Source organism: Paenarthrobacter sp. YAF11_1 (genome assembly GCF_052113445.1).
GTDB lineage: Bacteria > Actinomycetota > Actinomycetes > Actinomycetales > Micrococcaceae > Arthrobacter.
The window spans coordinates 43,224-58,358 of record NZ_JBFRDF010000012.1; the positions used below are offsets into that span (position 1 = coordinate 43,224).

The 15,135-nt window shown below is 64.2% G+C and carries 17 protein-coding genes; 4 read left to right on the top strand and 13 right to left on the bottom strand.

Translation table 11 applies throughout. From position 1 onward, the window contains the following. Nucleotides 1–23: 23 nt before the first annotated feature. From AB4Y77_RS17385 to AB4Y77_RS17415, 7 genes are all read right to left on the bottom strand, one after another. Nucleotides 24–1,313, bottom strand: a complete 1,290-nt coding sequence (locus AB4Y77_RS17385; protein WP_089593539.1) for an adenylosuccinate synthase — start codon at nucleotides 1,311–1,313, stop codon at nucleotides 24–26. A gap of 231 nt (nucleotides 1,314–1,544) precedes the next feature. Continuing rightward, nucleotides 1,545–2,069: a hypothetical protein gene (locus AB4Y77_RS17390; RefSeq protein WP_442014791.1), complete on the bottom strand. Its 525-nt coding sequence runs from the start codon at nucleotides 2,067–2,069 to the stop codon at nucleotides 1,545–1,547. Then, the gene (locus AB4Y77_RS17395) at nucleotides 2,066–2,767 is read right to left on the bottom strand and encodes a hypothetical protein (RefSeq protein ID WP_442014792.1); all 702 of its coding nucleotides are present in this window, start codon (nucleotides 2,765–2,767) and stop codon (nucleotides 2,066–2,068) included. The genes AB4Y77_RS17390 and AB4Y77_RS17395 overlap by 4 nt, the downstream gene beginning before the upstream one ends. 34 nt (nucleotides 2,768–2,801) lie before the next feature. Beyond that, nucleotides 2,802–3,326: a signal peptidase I gene (locus tag AB4Y77_RS17400; protein ID WP_442014793.1), complete on the bottom strand. Its 525-nt coding sequence runs from the start codon at nucleotides 3,324–3,326 to the stop codon at nucleotides 2,802–2,804. Next, nucleotides 3,323–3,982 (bottom strand): SipW-dependent-type signal peptide-containing protein, encoded by a 660-nt coding sequence (locus AB4Y77_RS17405; RefSeq protein WP_442014794.1) that lies wholly within the window; start codon nucleotides 3,980–3,982, stop codon nucleotides 3,323–3,325. Before AB4Y77_RS17405 ends, AB4Y77_RS17400 begins: the two co-directional genes overlap by 4 nt. A 3-nt stretch (nucleotides 3,983–3,985) precedes the next feature. Further along, on the bottom strand, nucleotides 3,986–4,609 hold the full coding sequence (locus AB4Y77_RS17410) for a SipW-dependent-type signal peptide-containing protein (protein ID WP_442014795.1): 624 nt from the start codon (nucleotides 4,607–4,609) through the stop codon (nucleotides 3,986–3,988). A 154-nt stretch (nucleotides 4,610–4,763) separates the two neighbouring features. Then, on the bottom strand, nucleotides 4,764–5,102 hold the full coding sequence (locus AB4Y77_RS17415; RefSeq protein ID WP_442014796.1) for a hypothetical protein: 339 nt from the start codon (nucleotides 5,100–5,102) through the stop codon (nucleotides 4,764–4,766). Between the two features lie 256 nt (nucleotides 5,103–5,358). On the opposite strand from AB4Y77_RS17415, the gene AB4Y77_RS17420 reads away from it, so the two are divergent. Next, a complete protein-coding gene (locus tag AB4Y77_RS17420; RefSeq protein ID WP_311211429.1) occupies nucleotides 5,359–5,991 on the top strand; it encodes a uracil-DNA glycosylase in 633 nt (210 codons plus the stop codon). Nucleotides 5,992–6,134: 143 nt separating this feature from the next. Here AB4Y77_RS17420 and AB4Y77_RS17425 read toward each other — a convergent pair whose 3' ends face one another. After that, entirely contained in the window at nucleotides 6,135–7,202 is a 1,068-nt protein-coding gene (locus AB4Y77_RS17425) for an ABC transporter substrate-binding protein (RefSeq protein WP_442014797.1), read from the bottom strand. A 122-nt stretch (nucleotides 7,203–7,324) separates the two neighbouring features. On the opposite strand from AB4Y77_RS17425, the gene AB4Y77_RS17430 reads away from it, so the two are divergent. From AB4Y77_RS17430 to AB4Y77_RS17440, 3 genes are read left to right on the top strand one after another with little or no spacing between them, the layout of a single operon-like run. Next, on the top strand, nucleotides 7,325–8,383 hold the full coding sequence (locus AB4Y77_RS17430; protein WP_442014798.1) for an iron chelate uptake ABC transporter family permease subunit: 1,059 nt from the start codon (nucleotides 7,325–7,327) through the stop codon (nucleotides 8,381–8,383). Then, the gene (fepG, locus tag AB4Y77_RS17435) at nucleotides 8,380–9,426 is read left to right on the top strand and encodes an iron-enterobactin ABC transporter permease (RefSeq protein ID WP_442014799.1); all 1,047 of its coding nucleotides are present in this window, start codon (nucleotides 8,380–8,382) and stop codon (nucleotides 9,424–9,426) included. The genes AB4Y77_RS17430 and fepG overlap by 4 nt, the downstream gene beginning before the upstream one ends. Further along, nucleotides 9,423–10,244, top strand: a complete 822-nt coding sequence (locus tag AB4Y77_RS17440; protein ID WP_442014800.1) for an ABC transporter ATP-binding protein — start codon at nucleotides 9,423–9,425, stop codon at nucleotides 10,242–10,244. The genes fepG and AB4Y77_RS17440 overlap by 4 nt, the downstream gene beginning before the upstream one ends. Nucleotides 10,245–10,311: 67 nt before the next feature. On the opposite strand, the gene AB4Y77_RS17445 is transcribed toward AB4Y77_RS17440, so the two are convergent. The 5 genes from AB4Y77_RS17445 to AB4Y77_RS17465 form a co-directional block, all read right to left on the bottom strand. Further along, a complete protein-coding gene (locus AB4Y77_RS17445) occupies nucleotides 10,312–10,734 on the bottom strand; it encodes a DUF3151 domain-containing protein (RefSeq protein ID WP_011773312.1) in 423 nt (140 codons plus the stop codon). Beyond that, a complete protein-coding gene (fbaA, locus tag AB4Y77_RS17450; protein ID WP_311211433.1) occupies nucleotides 10,734–11,753 on the bottom strand; it encodes a class II fructose-bisphosphate aldolase in 1,020 nt (339 codons plus the stop codon). The genes AB4Y77_RS17445 and fbaA overlap by 1 nt, the downstream gene beginning before the upstream one ends. 171 nt (nucleotides 11,754–11,924) lie before the next feature. Beyond that, nucleotides 11,925–12,884 carry a hypothetical protein gene (locus AB4Y77_RS17455; RefSeq protein WP_442014801.1) on the bottom strand — a complete coding sequence of 320 codons (960 nt, stop codon included), beginning with the start codon at nucleotides 12,882–12,884 and terminating at the stop codon, nucleotides 11,925–11,927. 136 nt (nucleotides 12,885–13,020) lie between these two features. After that, nucleotides 13,021–14,247, bottom strand: coding sequence for a lipase family protein (locus AB4Y77_RS17460; protein WP_442014802.1), 1,227 nt, complete (start codon nucleotides 14,245–14,247; stop codon nucleotides 13,021–13,023). A 173-nt stretch (nucleotides 14,248–14,420) separates the two neighbouring features. Next, the gene (locus AB4Y77_RS17465; RefSeq protein WP_311211436.1) at nucleotides 14,421–15,131 is read right to left on the bottom strand and encodes a TrmH family RNA methyltransferase; all 711 of its coding nucleotides are present in this window, start codon (nucleotides 15,129–15,131) and stop codon (nucleotides 14,421–14,423) included. Nucleotides 15,132–15,135: the final 4 nt, after the last annotated feature.

The window sequence follows — 15,135 nt, forward strand, 5'->3', positions numbered from 1 at the left end:
CGTCGTCGTGCTTGAGTAAGCCTTTAGTCGTTGATCAGGTCGTGAACAACGATGGTCTGGTCGCGGTCCGGGCCGACGCCGATGGCCGAGAAGCGCGTACCGGAGAGCTTTTCCAGGGCCAGCACGTAGTTGCGGGCGTTCTCCGGGAGGTCTTCCAGCGTGCGGGCGCCGGTGATGTCTTCGGTCCAGCCGTCGAAGTACTCGAAGACGGGCACTGCGTGGTGGAACTCGGTCTGCGTCATGGGCATTTCGTCGTGGCGAACGCCGTCGACGTCGTAGGCAACACAGACCGGGATCTGCTCGATGCCCGTGAGGACGTCCAGCTTGGTGACGAAGTAGTCCGTGAAGCCGTTCACGCGGGCAGCGTGGCGGGCCAGGACGGCATCGTACCAACCGCAACGACGGGGGCGGCCGGTGTTCACGCCGAACTCGCCGCCGGTCTTCTGCAGGTAAACGCCCATCTCGTCGAACAGCTCCGTGGGGAACGGGCCGGCGCCAACACGGGTGGTGTACGCCTTGATGATGCCGATGGAGCGCGAGATGCGGGTGGGACCAATGCCGGAGCCGACGGACGCGCCACCGGCTGTGGGGTTGGACGAGGTGACGAACGGGTAGGTGCCGTGATCGACGTCCAGGAACGTTGCCTGGCCACCTTCCATGAGCACAACCTTGCCTTCATCCAGGGCGTTGTTGAGGACAAGTGTGCTGTCGATGACCAGCGGGCGCAGGCGCTCGGCGAAAGCGAGGAAGTAGTCCACGATCTCGTCCACCACGATGTCCCGGCGGTTGTAGACCTTGACCAGGAGTTCATTCTTCTGGCGCAGCGAACCTTCCACCTTCTGGCGGAGGATGGACTCGTCAAAGACGTCCTGGACCCGGATGCCCAGGCGGGCCACCTTGTCCATGTAGGCAGGGCCGATGCCACGGCCTGTGGTACCGATGGCGCGGCTGCCAAGGAATCGCTCAGTCACCTTGTCCAGTACCTGGTGGTACGGAGCAACCAGGTGGGCGTTGGCCGAGACGCGCAGGCGGGACGTATCCGCGCCACGGGCTTCAAGGCCGTCGATCTCCTGGAACAGGGCCTCGAGGTTCACCACGCAGCCGTTGCCAATAATAGGAATGGCGTTGGGGCTCAGGATGCCCGCGGGAAGGAGCTTCAGCTCATACTTCTCACCGCCAACAACCACGGTGTGCCCGGCGTTGTTACCGCCGTTGGGCTTGACCACGTAGTCAACGCGGCCACCGAGCAGATCGGTTGCTTTGCCTTTGCCTTCGTCGCCCCACTGGGCTCCGACGATCACGATAGCGGGCATGGGATCCTCCCCCATTCTTTCGGGCCAAGCCGAGATGGATTGGCGCCGTACATGAGAATGCCCCGACGATACCGGTGCAGCCTGCCATGTGGGCTGGCATACGCAAGAGTTCGGGGCTCTTACCAGCCAAGTTTAGCCGATGACGCGGGTTTCTCTGGTGTCAAGGTGTCTTGAAAGGCGGCCGGGTGAAGTTTTCCCCAGGGAAACTTCGGCGGGTCCTGCTGTGGATGGTCATGCGACGTTTGTACAGGAACCGCCGATGCCAGCGATGATTCCTGCATTCGCCCTGACGGAGACTGGAGTGGACTTCCAACCGGCCTTCGTGATGTAGATGTCAACTTGGAACTGCGTGTTGAAACCCAGCAAGCCTCCCAGGAGCGTCGCGGGGATATCTGTGGTGTAACCGGCCGGTGTTCCCGTCGTGTTTGCCACTCCCGGATACCCCTGCAGTGTTGTCACGGCTGATCCAGCGGTTGTGAGGTGAACGTCGATCACAGCGTCCGTCAGGTTCGGATACGCGGCTGGCGGTTTCCAAAAAACCCTGACATAGGCACCGACGCCCAGAAACACCGGGTGGAACTCGCAGGGGCCGTTCAAGCTTGCGGGAGGAACGGTGATGGCGCCGAAACTGCCTGCCGAAAACTGTCCCCGTTGCCACGCCGCCTCCGTGACGGACGGCGGGTTCACCACCGATAACACCATGGCAAGAGGAAGCGCCAGCAACAGTCCTACCCGTGCCCGCTTTAGCGCGGTCACTGCACACCACCCCGCAGCCGGGCCAGCCCAAAACCGGCCGCAACCGCAACCACACCAAGGAGCGCGAAGCCTCCCATCCGAAACCCCGTCTCGGTCAGAACGCCCGACGACGGCCCGGCTGGGTTTCCGGCGGAGCCCCCACTCCCAGCGTTCCCGCCTGAGCCGGCCCCGCCGCCCGCTCCGGCACCGTTCCCTGAGCCGTTGCCATCCTCGTCCCCTGACCCGTGAACGCCCACAACGATCTGCGTTCGGCTACCTTGCACTTCACGAGGAACATCCTCTGCCAGGGTTGCCGTCAGCAGGACATGGGCATTGGCCAACTCGGTGTTATCAGGGCCCATGAGGTCCACCCGCACCCCACCCGCGCTGTTCAGCGATGTCGGGTGCATCAACACACGGTGGCCGTCGGCGCAGGAACTTCCACTCCAGGGTTCAGAGCAAGACTGCAGCTCAACGCTCAGGAAATCCCGCAGCACATCTGTTGCCGCCGGCTCGGATTTCAGCCCCACTTCAAGGGAAGTGGCCGGCTCACCGCGGACATGGACGTCCACCGCCCAATCTGCACTCCCGCCCGGGGTGAGCCGGTGCACCTGGCCGGCCGGACCGGCGTCGAGCTCCAACCATCCGGACGCTTCGCTGTCGGCTGCAACAGCTGCCGCAACTGCCGGAGCGGCGGGTGCGGCAGTTGCGGCCGCCATCAGAACTCCCAGTAACCCCGCCAGCCCCACTGAGCTACACGGCCGCATGCTGCCCGGTCCTGCGTCGGCGTGGACTCCGCGGCCACAGCACCCAGGTCACCAGCGAGGACACGGCGACGGTGGTGGCGCCGAGGACCACAGGGTTGGCGGCTGCGGCCAGCGGATGCGCGAGCCCCGGCACGGACCAGAGGACCCGCCGGACGTTCTCCACGACATAGGGCGCGGGATCGGCTTCGGTGTTGGCATCGCCCTTCATGGTGATGGTTCGTGTGGTTTCGTCCGCAGACTCGATCGTTTGGACCCTGTGCGTAATGGGCAGCTTCCCAGGCCTGTCCACAGTTACCACATCGCCAACGGCGATCTCCTCCGCCGGGATCTTAATGACTAGGGCCAGTGAACCGGCCGGGATTGCCGGCGACATGGACCCCGTCTTGAACATGATCAGCGTGATGTTGAACAGCAGCGCGCAAACCACCGCAAGGATGCACACCGCGCCACCCGCCGCAGCGACGTTCAACACGGTTTCCTGCAGCCTGCCGCTGAACCGACGGCGGCTCATGAGCTCGAGGTGGCAGTAAATTGCCAGGTAGCGGTGGCGGTTTGGCCCTGCAGTGCATTGTTGGCGCCCGCCGGAAGCGTCACTTCGAAGCAGAACTGCGTGGGTGCCCCGGGGAGCGTTGCCGTCGCGGCGGCCAAGGAATTGACGACGCCGGCCGCTTGCCCTTGCGTGAACGGCTTGGCGCCGTCGCTGCCCACCACGAAGGTTGGCGACCCCGTGAACGACGCGGCCTCGCACGTCGCAGAACGAACCACCCGGTAGCGCAGGGCGGCACCCAGATCAGCAGTGCCGGTACCGCTGCTGGTCACCACGGGGACACCAAGGACCACTTCGCCTGCCACTGAGGTTGCCTTGGTCCTGATGGCGAACGGCGCGTAGGCCACACTGCCGGGGCTCATGGCAGTTGCTGTGAATACCAGCGCAGCACCGGGCGAAACGTCGTTGGCACTCCACGTCCCTGAGGCGCTGTATGGCTTGGTGACGTTGGATTCGGTGACGAACACGCTCGCTCCGAAGGACCCCGTGGCAAAGTCGCTGTCAGTCCACGATGCCAGGGTCACGGTGCTCCCGAGCCCCAGCACCAATGCCCCCGCGAGGAGTGCGCGGATGCGGAGCAGGGCCGCACCGCGCTTGGTTTCGGCTTCTCGTCGGCCCATGGATTACTGCGATTGTGCGGCGAATTCCCAGGTGGTGGTCCCGGATTGGGATTGGACGAGGTCGTCGTCGGCGGTGATCCGGAAGCAGAGGTTTACGGCGTCGCCGTCGGCCGTGCCGGCACCCTGCGTCAGTGCGAAGGTGACGCTGCCCGGCGTCGTGCCCAATGCCTGCCCGGCTGCCACCAGCGTTTCCGTCACCGTTTCAGCGCACCCGAAATCCGTGGACTGCGTGAGCGAGTACGTCAGCCCGGTCAAAGCTCCGGTGGATGCTTCCGTGGAAACTGTGACCGTGGCGTCGTTGGTTGTTGCACCATCCAGCCTGACGGCGAAGGGTGCTGTGACCACGTCGCCGGGCGCAAGGTTGCCCGGCGCGGCGGTGAAGCCAAGAGTTGCCGGGGCAGAAACAGGGTTCTCTCCGAAGGCGGTCCCGTCCGTGCTGCCCTCAAGGTTGAATGCACCGGCAGTGAAGGTTCCCTGGGCAAACTCGGAGTCGTTCCATGCTGCCAAGGTGATGGCTGCGCCCACGCCAAGGACCAGCCCGCCGGCAAGGATGGCACGGATCTTGGGTGACTTCCCGGGCTTGGTGCCGCGATGATCCGTCTCTGGCGATGCTGTTGATGCAACCACTATTACCCCCACGATTGATGTGATGCTGACGATCAAGAGATCGGAGCCCGGAGGTGGAGGTCCCCGGTTGGTTCCCCCCAAAACCGCTGGTTCCAACCCATCATCCCCGCGAAGGTATGTCAACGCTTTGACCTGCAGAAATGGTTATATGTCCCTACCCACCCGCTACGAACTTCAGTGCTGCTTCGGCGAACGCGGGCCACTGTTCATGCGAGTCGAACGGCAGCTCCACCCAGTCTTTGTAGGGCCTGTTCATACCCGAGGGATCAAAGGGCACGGCGCCGGGAAGCGCGAGTGCGCGGGCGTGCTCCGCGGTATCACGGCCTAATTTGAAGACCACCTTGTCGCCGTTCAAACAGGCCAGCGCCTTCTTGTTCAGCATGAGGGAGGAGGCACCAAACATCTTCCCCATCACCACGCCGGCGGGCGCCAGGTCCTCCCCCAGCCCCTCAAAAGCAGAAACGGCGGCAGCGGACGATTCCTGTTTCTCCATACGGCGCATCATGCACCACACCGCATGGCGTCGTCGAGAGCAGGCCCGTTGGGCTGGGAGTTGCGGTCGAGACGCCGGACACGTTTCCGGGCAACACGCCGCGTCGCATTTAAAGGGCGCGCCGGAGCAGGACCCGTTAACCCCCATAGTCCGGTAAGGTTAGTTAGCCCCCAACAGCACCCTTTGAGGTTCGGCTGCGGCATGCCCGCGGCCCCTTGGAACGGTGCGCTGTAACACCTAGGAGACCTAACCCCTGATGCAAGAACTGGCGACTGAATCACCCGAAGAAATCCTCTGGAACCGCCGCTACGAACCGCACATTGCCGAGGTCAACGAGCTGTGCGACTCCATCAAGGAGCAGAAGCCGGGCAGCGAGGTCCTCTACATCGACCCCGCCCACAGCATGGATGACTGCCGCATCGTCAGCCTTTTCTCCAACCAGCGCACCACCACCGGTGAGGGCTTCATCACCCCCGGCGACGAGGAAGCCGCCACCCGTATGCTCGGTATGCAGTGGCAGTTGGGCCTCCGTCCCGCGCTCATGATGCCGTGGAACGCCTACCCGTGGATCGAGCCCAGTGAGGAACCGGGCAAGCTCACGCCGGCCAACATCACCGAGGGCCTGAAGCCGCTCCTGCGCCTCCTGCAGCTCCTGCCGCGCACCTCCGCCCTGGTGGCACACGGCAACGAGGCACACCGCCTGGCCGATCAGCTCATGAAGGCGGCTCCGGCCAGCATCGCCCGCCGTGGCTTCAAGACCTTCAAGGTCCGCTCGCTGGGTGGCCGCTCCTTCGCCGGCACCCCTGCCCGTCAGCAGGAATACCTGGATGCCATCCACGGCGCCTACGCCGAGGCCATGGCACGCACGGGTATCCCCCGTAAGGCCTAATTACCTTCGTTGTGTGGCCCGTTTTGCGCCCCAAACCTCCGGGTAAGCGCGCAGACCGGGCCTCACAACGCACCTACGACGGCGGCCCTCATCTTTCCGGTGAGGGCCGCCGTCGTCGTTGGGGTGCTTTTGGTGGGGCGGCGTTAGCCGACCAGCATGCTGCGGAGGTCCTTGAGGATCAGCTGCGCGCCGGTGGGGCCGAGGCCGAGGAACCAAACGTCGTCGCTGACAGCCTTGGCTTGGCCGGCTTTGACTGCACCGAGCTTGGGCCAGACAGCGCCTTCGACCACGGAGGTTTCGCCGGTTGCTGCTGGATCGCCGTAGCTGCTGTAGAAGATCCAGTCGGCGTCGCCTTGTTCGATGTTCTCGGCCGAGATCTCGGCAGCGAGTTCGTCGATGTTCTGGTTCTCCGGGCGGGCCAGGCCTGCGTCCTTCAGGATGACACCGATCAGCGACTTGTTGGCGTAGAGGCGGATCTTGCCGGGGAGGAAGCGGACCAGGGAGATCTTGGGATCGCCCTTCACATCTGCTTTGAGGGCGTCAGCCTCGGCCTGGTAATCGTTGAGGGCCTTGACTGCCTTGTCCTCCTCGCCCAGGGACTTGCCCACCAGGAGGAAGTTTTCCTTCCAGGGGAAGCCGGGACGGATGCTGAAGACCGTGGGTGCGATGGTGGATAGCTGCTTGTACAGCTTGTCAGCGCGGAGCTGGCTGCCCAGGATGAGGTCCGGCTTCAGCGCAGCAATGGCTTCGAGATTGAGGTCCTGGATGGTGCCCACCGACGCCACATCCTTCACCTTGTCCGCCAGGTAGGTGGGGACAGGGTTGGCGCCTTCAGTGGTGGCCATGCCCACCGGCGTGATGCCGAGGGTCACGACGTCGTCCAACTCGCCGGTGTCGAGGACCACCACGCGGGTGGGCTTCTTCTCCAGGGTGGTCTCACCGTTGGCGTGCTTCAGGGTGCGGGGGAAAACGCCGGGAGCGGCATCGGTGCCCAACTTGGCTGTTTCCTGGTCCGCGGTGGTGAACTTGGAGCCGCCGGTGGCAACATCGGCGTTGCCGGCGGCCGAACCTGAGCCACCACTGGCGCCGCAGCCCGCGAGGAGGCCTGCCACCACAGCGACGCCGGCCACCTTCACAGCGAGCTTGCTCACTGCACGTCGGCGCACGCGGGAAGCCTTGTGCGGCTGTACTTCAAAATCGTCATTTTTCACTGGGTAAGGCTAACCTAATTAAGGCACACTTCCGTGACGTTGTGATGACAGTCACGGAATGCCCGTCTAGTTTGTTGCCCCTCTTCGAAATGGTCCCCTGCTGTGTCCCCACTGACGGCGCTATGTCCCCAGTAGCCGCTCCCGCCCTTCCGGCTGCAACCGCGGCTGCCAGTTCCGGCGTGGTGGTGAAATCCCGCTGGCGGATCCTCTTCCTGACCTTGGCGGCGGCCGTCCTTCTCGGTGCCGTGATGTTGAGCCTGGGCGTCGGAGCCAAGTTCATCCCAGCGTCCACGGTCCTTGAAGCCTTCACCAACCCGCAGGACTCAGCCGATCACGCGATCATCCTGCAGAACCGGCTGCCGCGAACCCTGATGGGCATCGCCGTCGGAGTGGCCCTGGGCGTGGCCGGCGCGCTCATCCAGGCGATCACACGGAATCCGCTGGCAGACCCCGGCATCCTGGGTGTCAACGCCGGCGCTTCATTTGCCATTGTGATCGCGATTGGCGTCTTTGGGATCGGATCGCTGAGCGGCTATATCTGGTTTGCGTTTATTGGTGCCATCCTGACCACTGCGGCCGTCTACCTGATCGGCACCTCCGGCAGGAACGTGGTCAATCCCATCCGGCTGACGCTGGCTGGCGTGGCCTTGGGCGCGGTGCTCACCGGCATTGGATCCGGGCTCACGCTCCTGAACCCCAAAGCTTTTGACCACCTGCGCTCGTGGAGCATTGGCTCGCTGGACACCCGGAGTATGGAGTCGGTGATGACTGTAGCTCCGTTCATGGGTGCCGGACTGCTGATCGCGCTGTTCTGCGTCCGCGGGCTCAATGCCGTGGCGCTGGGCGACGACCTCGCCACCTCCCTCGGGGCCAACGTCAACCGCACCCGGATCATGGGCGTTGTGGCCATCACCCTCCTCAGTGGTGCAGCAACTGCCGGTGCCGGCGCGATCGGATTCGTGGGGCTCATGATCCCGCACGTCGCCCGGTGGATCGTCGGGCCGGACCAGCGATGGATTTTGGCAACCACAGTGCTGCTCTCCCCCATCCTGTTGCTGGTGTCCGATGTTGTGGGCAGGATCGCCGCTCCCGGGGAACTCCAGGTGGGTGTGGTGACCGCGTTCATCGGGGCGCCTGTGCTCATTGCCTTGGCGCGGCGCCGGAAGGTGAGTGGGCTGTGACGCGCCTGGATGTTGGCCGGCCTATTGTCCTGCTCCGCAACCGTTCGCTGAGCTTCCGGCTCGATGTCCGGAGCATCCTTGTCTGCGTTCCGTTGATCCTCGCAGCCCTTACGGTTGCCGTGATCAGTTTGGCGACCGGCGACTACGACGTTTCAGTACAACAGGTCCTGCAAGCCTTCACCGGTGATGCCCCCGGGCTGGCCCAAACCATCGTCATGGAGTGGCGGCTTCCCCGGGTACTCGCGGCCCTGGTGTTCGGAGCGGCCCTGGGAATGAGCGGTGGCATCTTCCAATCCATGACCCGGAATCCCTTGGGCAGCCCGGACATCATCGGCTTCAATACCGGCGCCTACACGGGGGCGCTCATCGTGATGCTGACGGTGGGCGGCGGCTACCTTGGCATTGCCGCTGGAGCACTTGTTGGCGGCATCCTTACAGCGTTGGCCGTCTACTTGCTGGCCTACCGACGCGGATCCCAAGGATTCCGGCTCATCATCGTGGGCATCGGCATCAGCGCGATGCTGGCCGCGTTCAACCACTGGCTGATCCTGCAGGCAGAACTTGAGGCGGCCTTGGCGGCAGCCGTCTGGGGAGCCGGGTCCCTCAACGGCATCACGTGGGAGCAAGCGGCGCCTGCCGCCGTCGTGGTTGTTGTGGTTGGCCTGGCCACGCTGGCCGCCGCGCGCCGCATGCGGCTTCTGGAAATGGGCGACGACGCCGCACGCGCCTTGGGCGTCCGGGCGGAACCCACCCGTTTGCTGCTGCTGATCCTGGGCGTCGCGTTGACTGCAGCCGTCACGGCGGTTGCCGGACCCATCGCGTTCGTGGCCTTGGCCGCCCCGCAGCTCGCCCGTCGACTTACCCGAAGCGCCGGCATCACCCTGGTGCCATCCGCTGTGATGGGCGCCTTCCTCCTGGTCGCCAGCGACCTCGCGGCCCAACGTTTGTTTGCCCCGATCCAATTGCCCGTCGGCGTTGTGACGGTGTGCATTGGCGGTATCTACCTCGTCTGGCTGCTGGCCAGGGAAGCAAGGAAATCATGAGCCTCACTACTGCCGCGCCCCAGCTCCATGCCGAAGCACTAACCATCGGCTACGAGCAACGCATCATCTCCGAGAACCTCAATGTACGCATTCCCGAGGGACAGTTCACGGTGATCGTGGGGCCCAACGCCTGCGGCAAATCCACGTTGTTGCGCGCTCTCGCCCGGCTCATCAAGCCCCGCAGTGGACAAGTGCTGCTGGACGGCAAGTCCGTCACCTCGCTTCCGGCAAAAGAGCTGGCCCGTCGCCTCGGGCTGCTGCCCCAGTCCTCCATCGCCCCCGACGGCATCACCGTGGCCGACCTCGTGGCCCGCGGCCGGTATCCGCACCAGAAACTGCTCCGCCAATGGTCCGAGTCCGACGAGATTGCGGTGGTTGAGGCCATGGAAGCCACGGGCACCGCGTCCTTGTCCGGCCGGCTGGTGGACGAACTGTCCGGCGGCCAGCGGCAGCGCGTGTGGGTAGCCATGGTCCTCGCCCAACAAACACCGTTGATGCTCCTGGACGAGCCCACCACGTTCCTCGATATCGCGCACCAGATCGAGCTGTTGGAACTCTTCCGCGAGCTCAATCTGGACAAGGGCCATACGCTGGTCGCCGTGCTGCACGACCTCAACCACGCCAGCCGCTACGCGGACCACATCATCGCCATGAAGGACGGTGTGGTGGTAGCCGAGGGCGCTCCCGCTGACGTGATCACCGAGTCCCTGGTGGAGGAAGTGTTCGGTATGGCCTGCCGGATCATCGACGACCCCGTGACACACACGCCGCTGGTGGTCCCGTTGGGGCGGCCACGACACTCGGCGGTCACGGACTAACGCTGTTTAACGACGACGGCGACCCTCGCCTTTCGGTGAGGGTCGCCGTCGTCGTTCGCTTGAGTCCTTAGCGGGCTTCGAGCGCTGCCTTGGCTTTCGGGTCCGAGTCGTTCAGGAACTTCTCGATCCGCTCCGGCTCTTCAGCCTCGCCGATCGCCGACGCCGCACGGCCCAGCGCGTAGAGAGCACGCAGGAAGCCCTGGTTGGGCTCGTGCTCCCACGGGATGGGTCCGACGCCGCGCCAGCCGTTGCGGCGCAGCGAATCCAGGCCGCGGTGGTAGCCGACGCGGGCGTAGGCGTAGGACTCGATGGTCCGGCCTTCGGCCCAGGCTTCCTCAGCGAGGATGGCCCACAGAAGAGACGACGTGGGGTTCTTGGCCACCAGGTCCAGCGCCTCGTTGCCGAGTGCCAGGTGCTGGTAGATCTCGGTTTCGGCGGGCAGGAGCGTGGGCTCCGGCCCCATCAGGTTCTTCCGGAATTCGTCGGACATTAGAAGGTCTTGCCCACCGATCCGAGCTGCTGGGCGGCTTCGACGATGCGCGCGGCCATGCCGGCTTCGGCCGAAGCGCCCCAGACGCGGGGATCGTAGGTCTTCTTGTTGCCCATTTCGCCGTCAATCTTCAGCACGCCGTCGTAGTTGGCAAGCATGTGGCCGGCCACCGGACGGGTGAACGCGTACTGGGTGTCGGTGTCGATGTTCATCTTGATGACACCGTAGGAAACAGCGTCGGCGATTTCCTGCTCCGTGGAGCCCGAGCCGCCGTGGAACACGAGGTCGAACGGGTTTTCCTTGCCGATCTTGGCGCCAACCTCGGCCTGGATCTGCTTGAGCAGTTCCGGGCGGAGCTTCACGTTGCCCGGCTTGTACACGCCGTGCACGTTGCCGAAGGTCAGCGCGGTGAGGTATCGGCCGTTTTCGCCGGCTCCGAGTGCCTCAATGGTGGCGAGGGCGTCTTCGGTGGTGGTGTAGAGCTTCTCGTTGATTTCGTTCTCAACGCCGTCTTCTTCGCCACCGACAGTGCCGATTTCAACTTCGAGGATGATCTTGGCTGCAGCAGCGCGCTCAAGCAGTTCGCGACCGATGCGCAGGTTCTCGGAGAGGGCTTCGTGCGAGCCGTCCCACATGTGCGAGTTGAAGATCGGGTCCTTGCCGGCCTTGACGGCTTCCTCCGAAGCGGCCAGCAGCGGAAGAACGAAGTCTGCCAGCTTGTCTTGGGGGCAGTGGTCCGTGTGCAGGGCGATGTTGACGTTGTAGTTCTTGGCAACTTCGCGGGCGAACGCGGCGAAGCCGAGGGAACCGGCAACCATGTCCTTGATCGAGGCGCCGGACCAGTAGGCTGCGCCACCGGTGGAAACCTGGATGATGCCGTCGGATTCGGCCTCGGCGAAACCGCGGATCGCAGCGTTCAGAGTCTGCGACGACGTCACGTTGACCGCGGGGAAAGCGAATCCGCCTGCCTTTGCGCGGTCGATCATCTCGGAGTAAATCTCTGGGGTTGCAATGGGCATGGTGACTCCTATGCTGAATTCGTCTGTGGGTTGGTAACCCTGGAGTAGACCGCTTACGGCTAGCACCCATCCTAGCGATATCCGCCGGGCCGCCGTGTTTCGGGTCACTGGAGCTCTTAACACTTCCGCCGAGTTGGCACTTAACCCCCACGTTTTGGGAAAACATGGGCATTAACTGCCGTCTCGGCGTCCCTCAGTGCCGCCCGGAGCCCATCTGCGGCTTTGGAGCGCGCGGCGGACTTTATGTACGACGGCGGGCCTCTCACCTTCGAGGTCGTGCTTGGAGATCCGGACTTCCAGCCAGCCATGGGAAAGCGACTTTTCCTGGCGTTCGATGTCCTTGAGATGCTGCTCAATGCCGCCATGATGCCGGCCGTCGTACTGGAGCGAGACTTTCCACTGCCGGTAGGCCGCGTCCGGCCACAGAACCGGCCGGCCAAGGTGATCGCGCACCACGTGATTAAGTTCAGGCTCCGGAAGATTCGCGTTGATCAGCGCCAGGCGCATGACCGTTTCCGGGGCTGAGTCGGCTCCTACCCGGATGAGTTCCACAGCTTCCCGCGCCGAGCGCACTCCCCGTCGGCCGGCGTGCTTCCCGACGACGGCCCTCAGCTCCTCGATGCTGCACAGCGCGTCCTTGGGCACCGGGAACTCGGGCCCGTGGGAGCATACCAGGGAGTCGCCCGCTGCAACCAGGTCTTCCAACGTCAGCACGGAGGCCAAGTCCAGCCACGTCCGCGCAGGCGAGGTGAGCCTGACGCCGTCGTACTCTCCCACCTCATCCGGCAGCAGGGTCAACGAATGCCCGGCCACGTTCACCCGTCGCGGGAAACTGAATCCCCTCCGCCGGGCCAGGTGGATCCGCCAGTCCCCGCTGAGGTAACCGGGTAACGGAACGTTCCATAGCCGGGCGGCGCTGAGCATGACCAACACTGACGCATCATCCAGGTCCGTGTAGGCCCGGAGGGCTGCCGCCCCCGAGGCACCGGACAGGACCGGCACCCTCACACCGCGGGAAACTGTTACCAGGTCCTTGGCAGCAGTGCGCTTCCGGGCTACGCCGGCCTTGTCCGATGCGCGCAAGGAAAACGAGCCCGTGGTCAGATGGTCCGGAAGGTTTGTCCTGCGCATTCCTCATTCTGGTCCGCCCTCGTGGGCGTCTTGAGGTTATCCACAGGTGCCCCCTTATTCAGCCCCGCGAGTTGGCAGATAACCCCCATGCTGGGCCCAAACATGGGGGTTATCTGCCGTCTCGGCGGAAGGTGGGTTATCCGTACATCCAGCAGTTGCTCACCGGTGCCCTGTCCGCAAAGCGGCGCTCCAGGAAGAGGAAAGCCTGCGGGATTGCCGCCGCGTAACCTCCAACGTGCGTAGCGCCGGCAGTGGTGTCGAAGTACACCGAGGAACCCCCTGCACACCACCGCTTGGCCAACTGGCGACCCTGTTGGTAAGGGATGACATCGTCCAGCACGCTGTGGGAGAGCAGAACCGGGACCTTGGGTGCACGCCCGTTGCCGATCTTCTGTTCCGCAATCACCGGTTTGACCTGAGGCAGGTCCAACAGTGAACTCAGCTTCTGCCCTGACACCGTGAGCTTGGTGGTGTCCAGGAAGCCGCTGGAAGCAATCGACTGTACGGTGCATTCCTGGTCAGTAGCGGCGATTTTCGCTTGGCCGGCAGCGCTGAGATACGGGTTGAGGTCCAATCCGCCGGCAGCACTCATGCCTGTCACTGCGTAGAGGAGAAAGCCGGTGTACAACCCGCCGTCGAGGTTGACTCCCACTGCCGGAAGATCCGCCGGGACAGCGCCGGCATAGGCTCCCTTGAGGTTCAGTTCCGGCGCGTACTGCGCTGCAAGCTCGACGGCGGCTGCCGAGGCGCCGCCGCCCTGTGAGTATCCGGCAAGTGCCACCGGTCCGCCGGCCACGAGCTGCGGGTTCCCCAGCCGCTGGGCGGCGCGAACGACGTCGAGCACTGCGTGTGCTTGCGATGCGCGGGCCATATACGTGTGGCTGCCCGGGGTGCCCAACCCTTCATAGTCGGTCACCGCAACGGAGTATCCGCGCGCCAGGAGGCCGGCGATGAAGACGCCCTCATACTCCTCGCCCGCAGCCAGTGCCCTGGATGGCGCACAGTGGTCGCCCTGCCCTTGGGTTCCGACGGCGTACCCCACCAGCGGACGTGCGCCAGAACCCAGCCATGGTGTGGATGGGACCAGGACGGTGCCGGTCACAGCGATGGGAACACCTGCACTGTTCACGGATCGGTACATGATGCGCTGCACCGCGGCCTGCGCCCGGATGGTTTTAAGGGGATCGACGTAAAAGACCGAGGGCTCAGTCCGGATCACGTCTCCGTTGGTGGGCGGAAGCGCTGCCGGGGTGGCGTAAAAATCCGCGGGCTCCGGGGCGGCTGTGGCAGCCCCGGCGCTACCTACCGCCAGCAGGCAAGCAAGGATGAAAGCTGAGGACAGGCGTAAAGAAGGATGCTTCATTGAACCTCCAGTAGTAGCCGCACTCCACGTTGAGCACGGTTCACGCCAGATGTTACTGATGAGTAACAACTTGGCCTAGGGATTCCATGAATATTTCTTGCCGCGAGTTGGCACTTAACCCCCATGTTTTGGGAAAACATGGGGGTTAAGTGCCAACTCGGCGCCGGGGAGCGCTAGGAGACGGGCTGCTGGAACACGTGGCGGCGGACCCACGCGTGCATGGCGATCGCCGCTGCCGAGGCCGCGTTCATGGATCGCGTGGATCCGAACTGTTCAATGGACAGCGTAGCGACGGCGGAATCGTGCACCTCGGGCGACAGGCCAGGGCCTTCCTGTCCGAACACCAGCACGCAGTTTTTCGGGAGGTCGTATGTCTCCAGGGGCACGGAATCCGGGAAGATATCGATGCCGATCACCGCAAGCCCCTCCCCCTCCGCCCACTGGACGAATTCCTCAACGGTGGGGTGGTGGCGGACGTGCTGGTAGCGGTCGGTGACCATGGCCCCGCGACGGTTCCACCGCCGTCGTCCAATGATGTGGACCTCTTTGGCGAGGAACGCGTTGGCGGTCCGCACCACTGTGCCGATGTTGAGATCGTGCTGCCAATTCTCGATGGCGATGTGGAAGTCGTGGCGCTTGGAATCCAGATCAGCCACGATCGCTTCATGTTTCCAGTACCTGTACTGGTCCACCACGTTGCGACGGTCACCATCCCTCAACAGGTCCGGATCCCAGTGCTCACCTACGGGCAGTTCACCTTCCCAAGGCCCGACGCCGACCTCGGGTTTCGCTTCTGCCTCGCCCTCCACGGCGGTCTCCGCAGAGGCGGCAGCGGGAGATCCGGCAGGCGTGGGCAGGGCTGTGGTGGGGGGAAGGTCAGTCACCCCT

What these genes read in the sequence shown, in the direction of transcription:
- AB4Y77_RS17405 (WP_442014794.1), bottom strand. Translation starts at nt 3,982, where the DNA reads ATGGGCCGACGAGAAGCCGAAACCAAGCGCGGTGCGGCCCTGCTCCGC.
- AB4Y77_RS17400 (WP_442014793.1), bottom strand. Translation starts at nt 3,326, where the DNA reads ATGAGCCGCCGTCGGTTCAGCGGCAGGCTGCAGGAAACCGTGTTGAAC.
- AB4Y77_RS17430 (WP_442014798.1), top strand. Translation starts at nt 7,325, where the DNA reads ATGTCCCCAGTAGCCGCTCCCGCCCTTCCGGCTGCAACCGCGGCTGCC.
- AB4Y77_RS17440 (WP_442014800.1), top strand. Translation starts at nt 9,423, where the DNA reads ATGAGCCTCACTACTGCCGCGCCCCAGCTCCATGCCGAAGCACTAACC.
- AB4Y77_RS17445 (WP_011773312.1), bottom strand. Translation starts at nt 10,734, where the DNA reads ATGTCCGACGAATTCCGGAAGAACCTGATGGGGCCGGAGCCCACGCTC.
- AB4Y77_RS17460 (WP_442014802.1), bottom strand. Translation starts at nt 14,247, where the DNA reads ATGAAGCATCCTTCTTTACGCCTGTCCTCAGCTTTCATCCTTGCTTGC.
- AB4Y77_RS17415 (WP_442014796.1), bottom strand. Translation starts at nt 5,102, where the DNA reads ATGGAGAAACAGGAATCGTCCGCTGCCGCCGTTTCTGCTTTTGAGGGG.
- AB4Y77_RS17455 (WP_442014801.1), bottom strand. Translation starts at nt 12,884, where the DNA reads ATGCGCAGGACAAACCTTCCGGACCATCTGACCACGGGCTCGTTTTCC.
- AB4Y77_RS17385 (WP_089593539.1), bottom strand. Translation starts at nt 1,313, where the DNA reads ATGCCCGCTATCGTGATCGTCGGAGCCCAGTGGGGCGACGAAGGCAAA.
- AB4Y77_RS17395 (WP_442014792.1), bottom strand. Translation starts at nt 2,767, where the DNA reads ATGGCGGCCGCAACTGCCGCACCCGCCGCTCCGGCAGTTGCGGCAGCT.
- fbaA (WP_311211433.1), bottom strand. Translation starts at nt 11,753, where the DNA reads ATGCCCATTGCAACCCCAGAGATTTACTCCGAGATGATCGACCGCGCA.
- AB4Y77_RS17420 (WP_311211429.1), top strand. Translation starts at nt 5,359, where the DNA reads ATGCAAGAACTGGCGACTGAATCACCCGAAGAAATCCTCTGGAACCGC.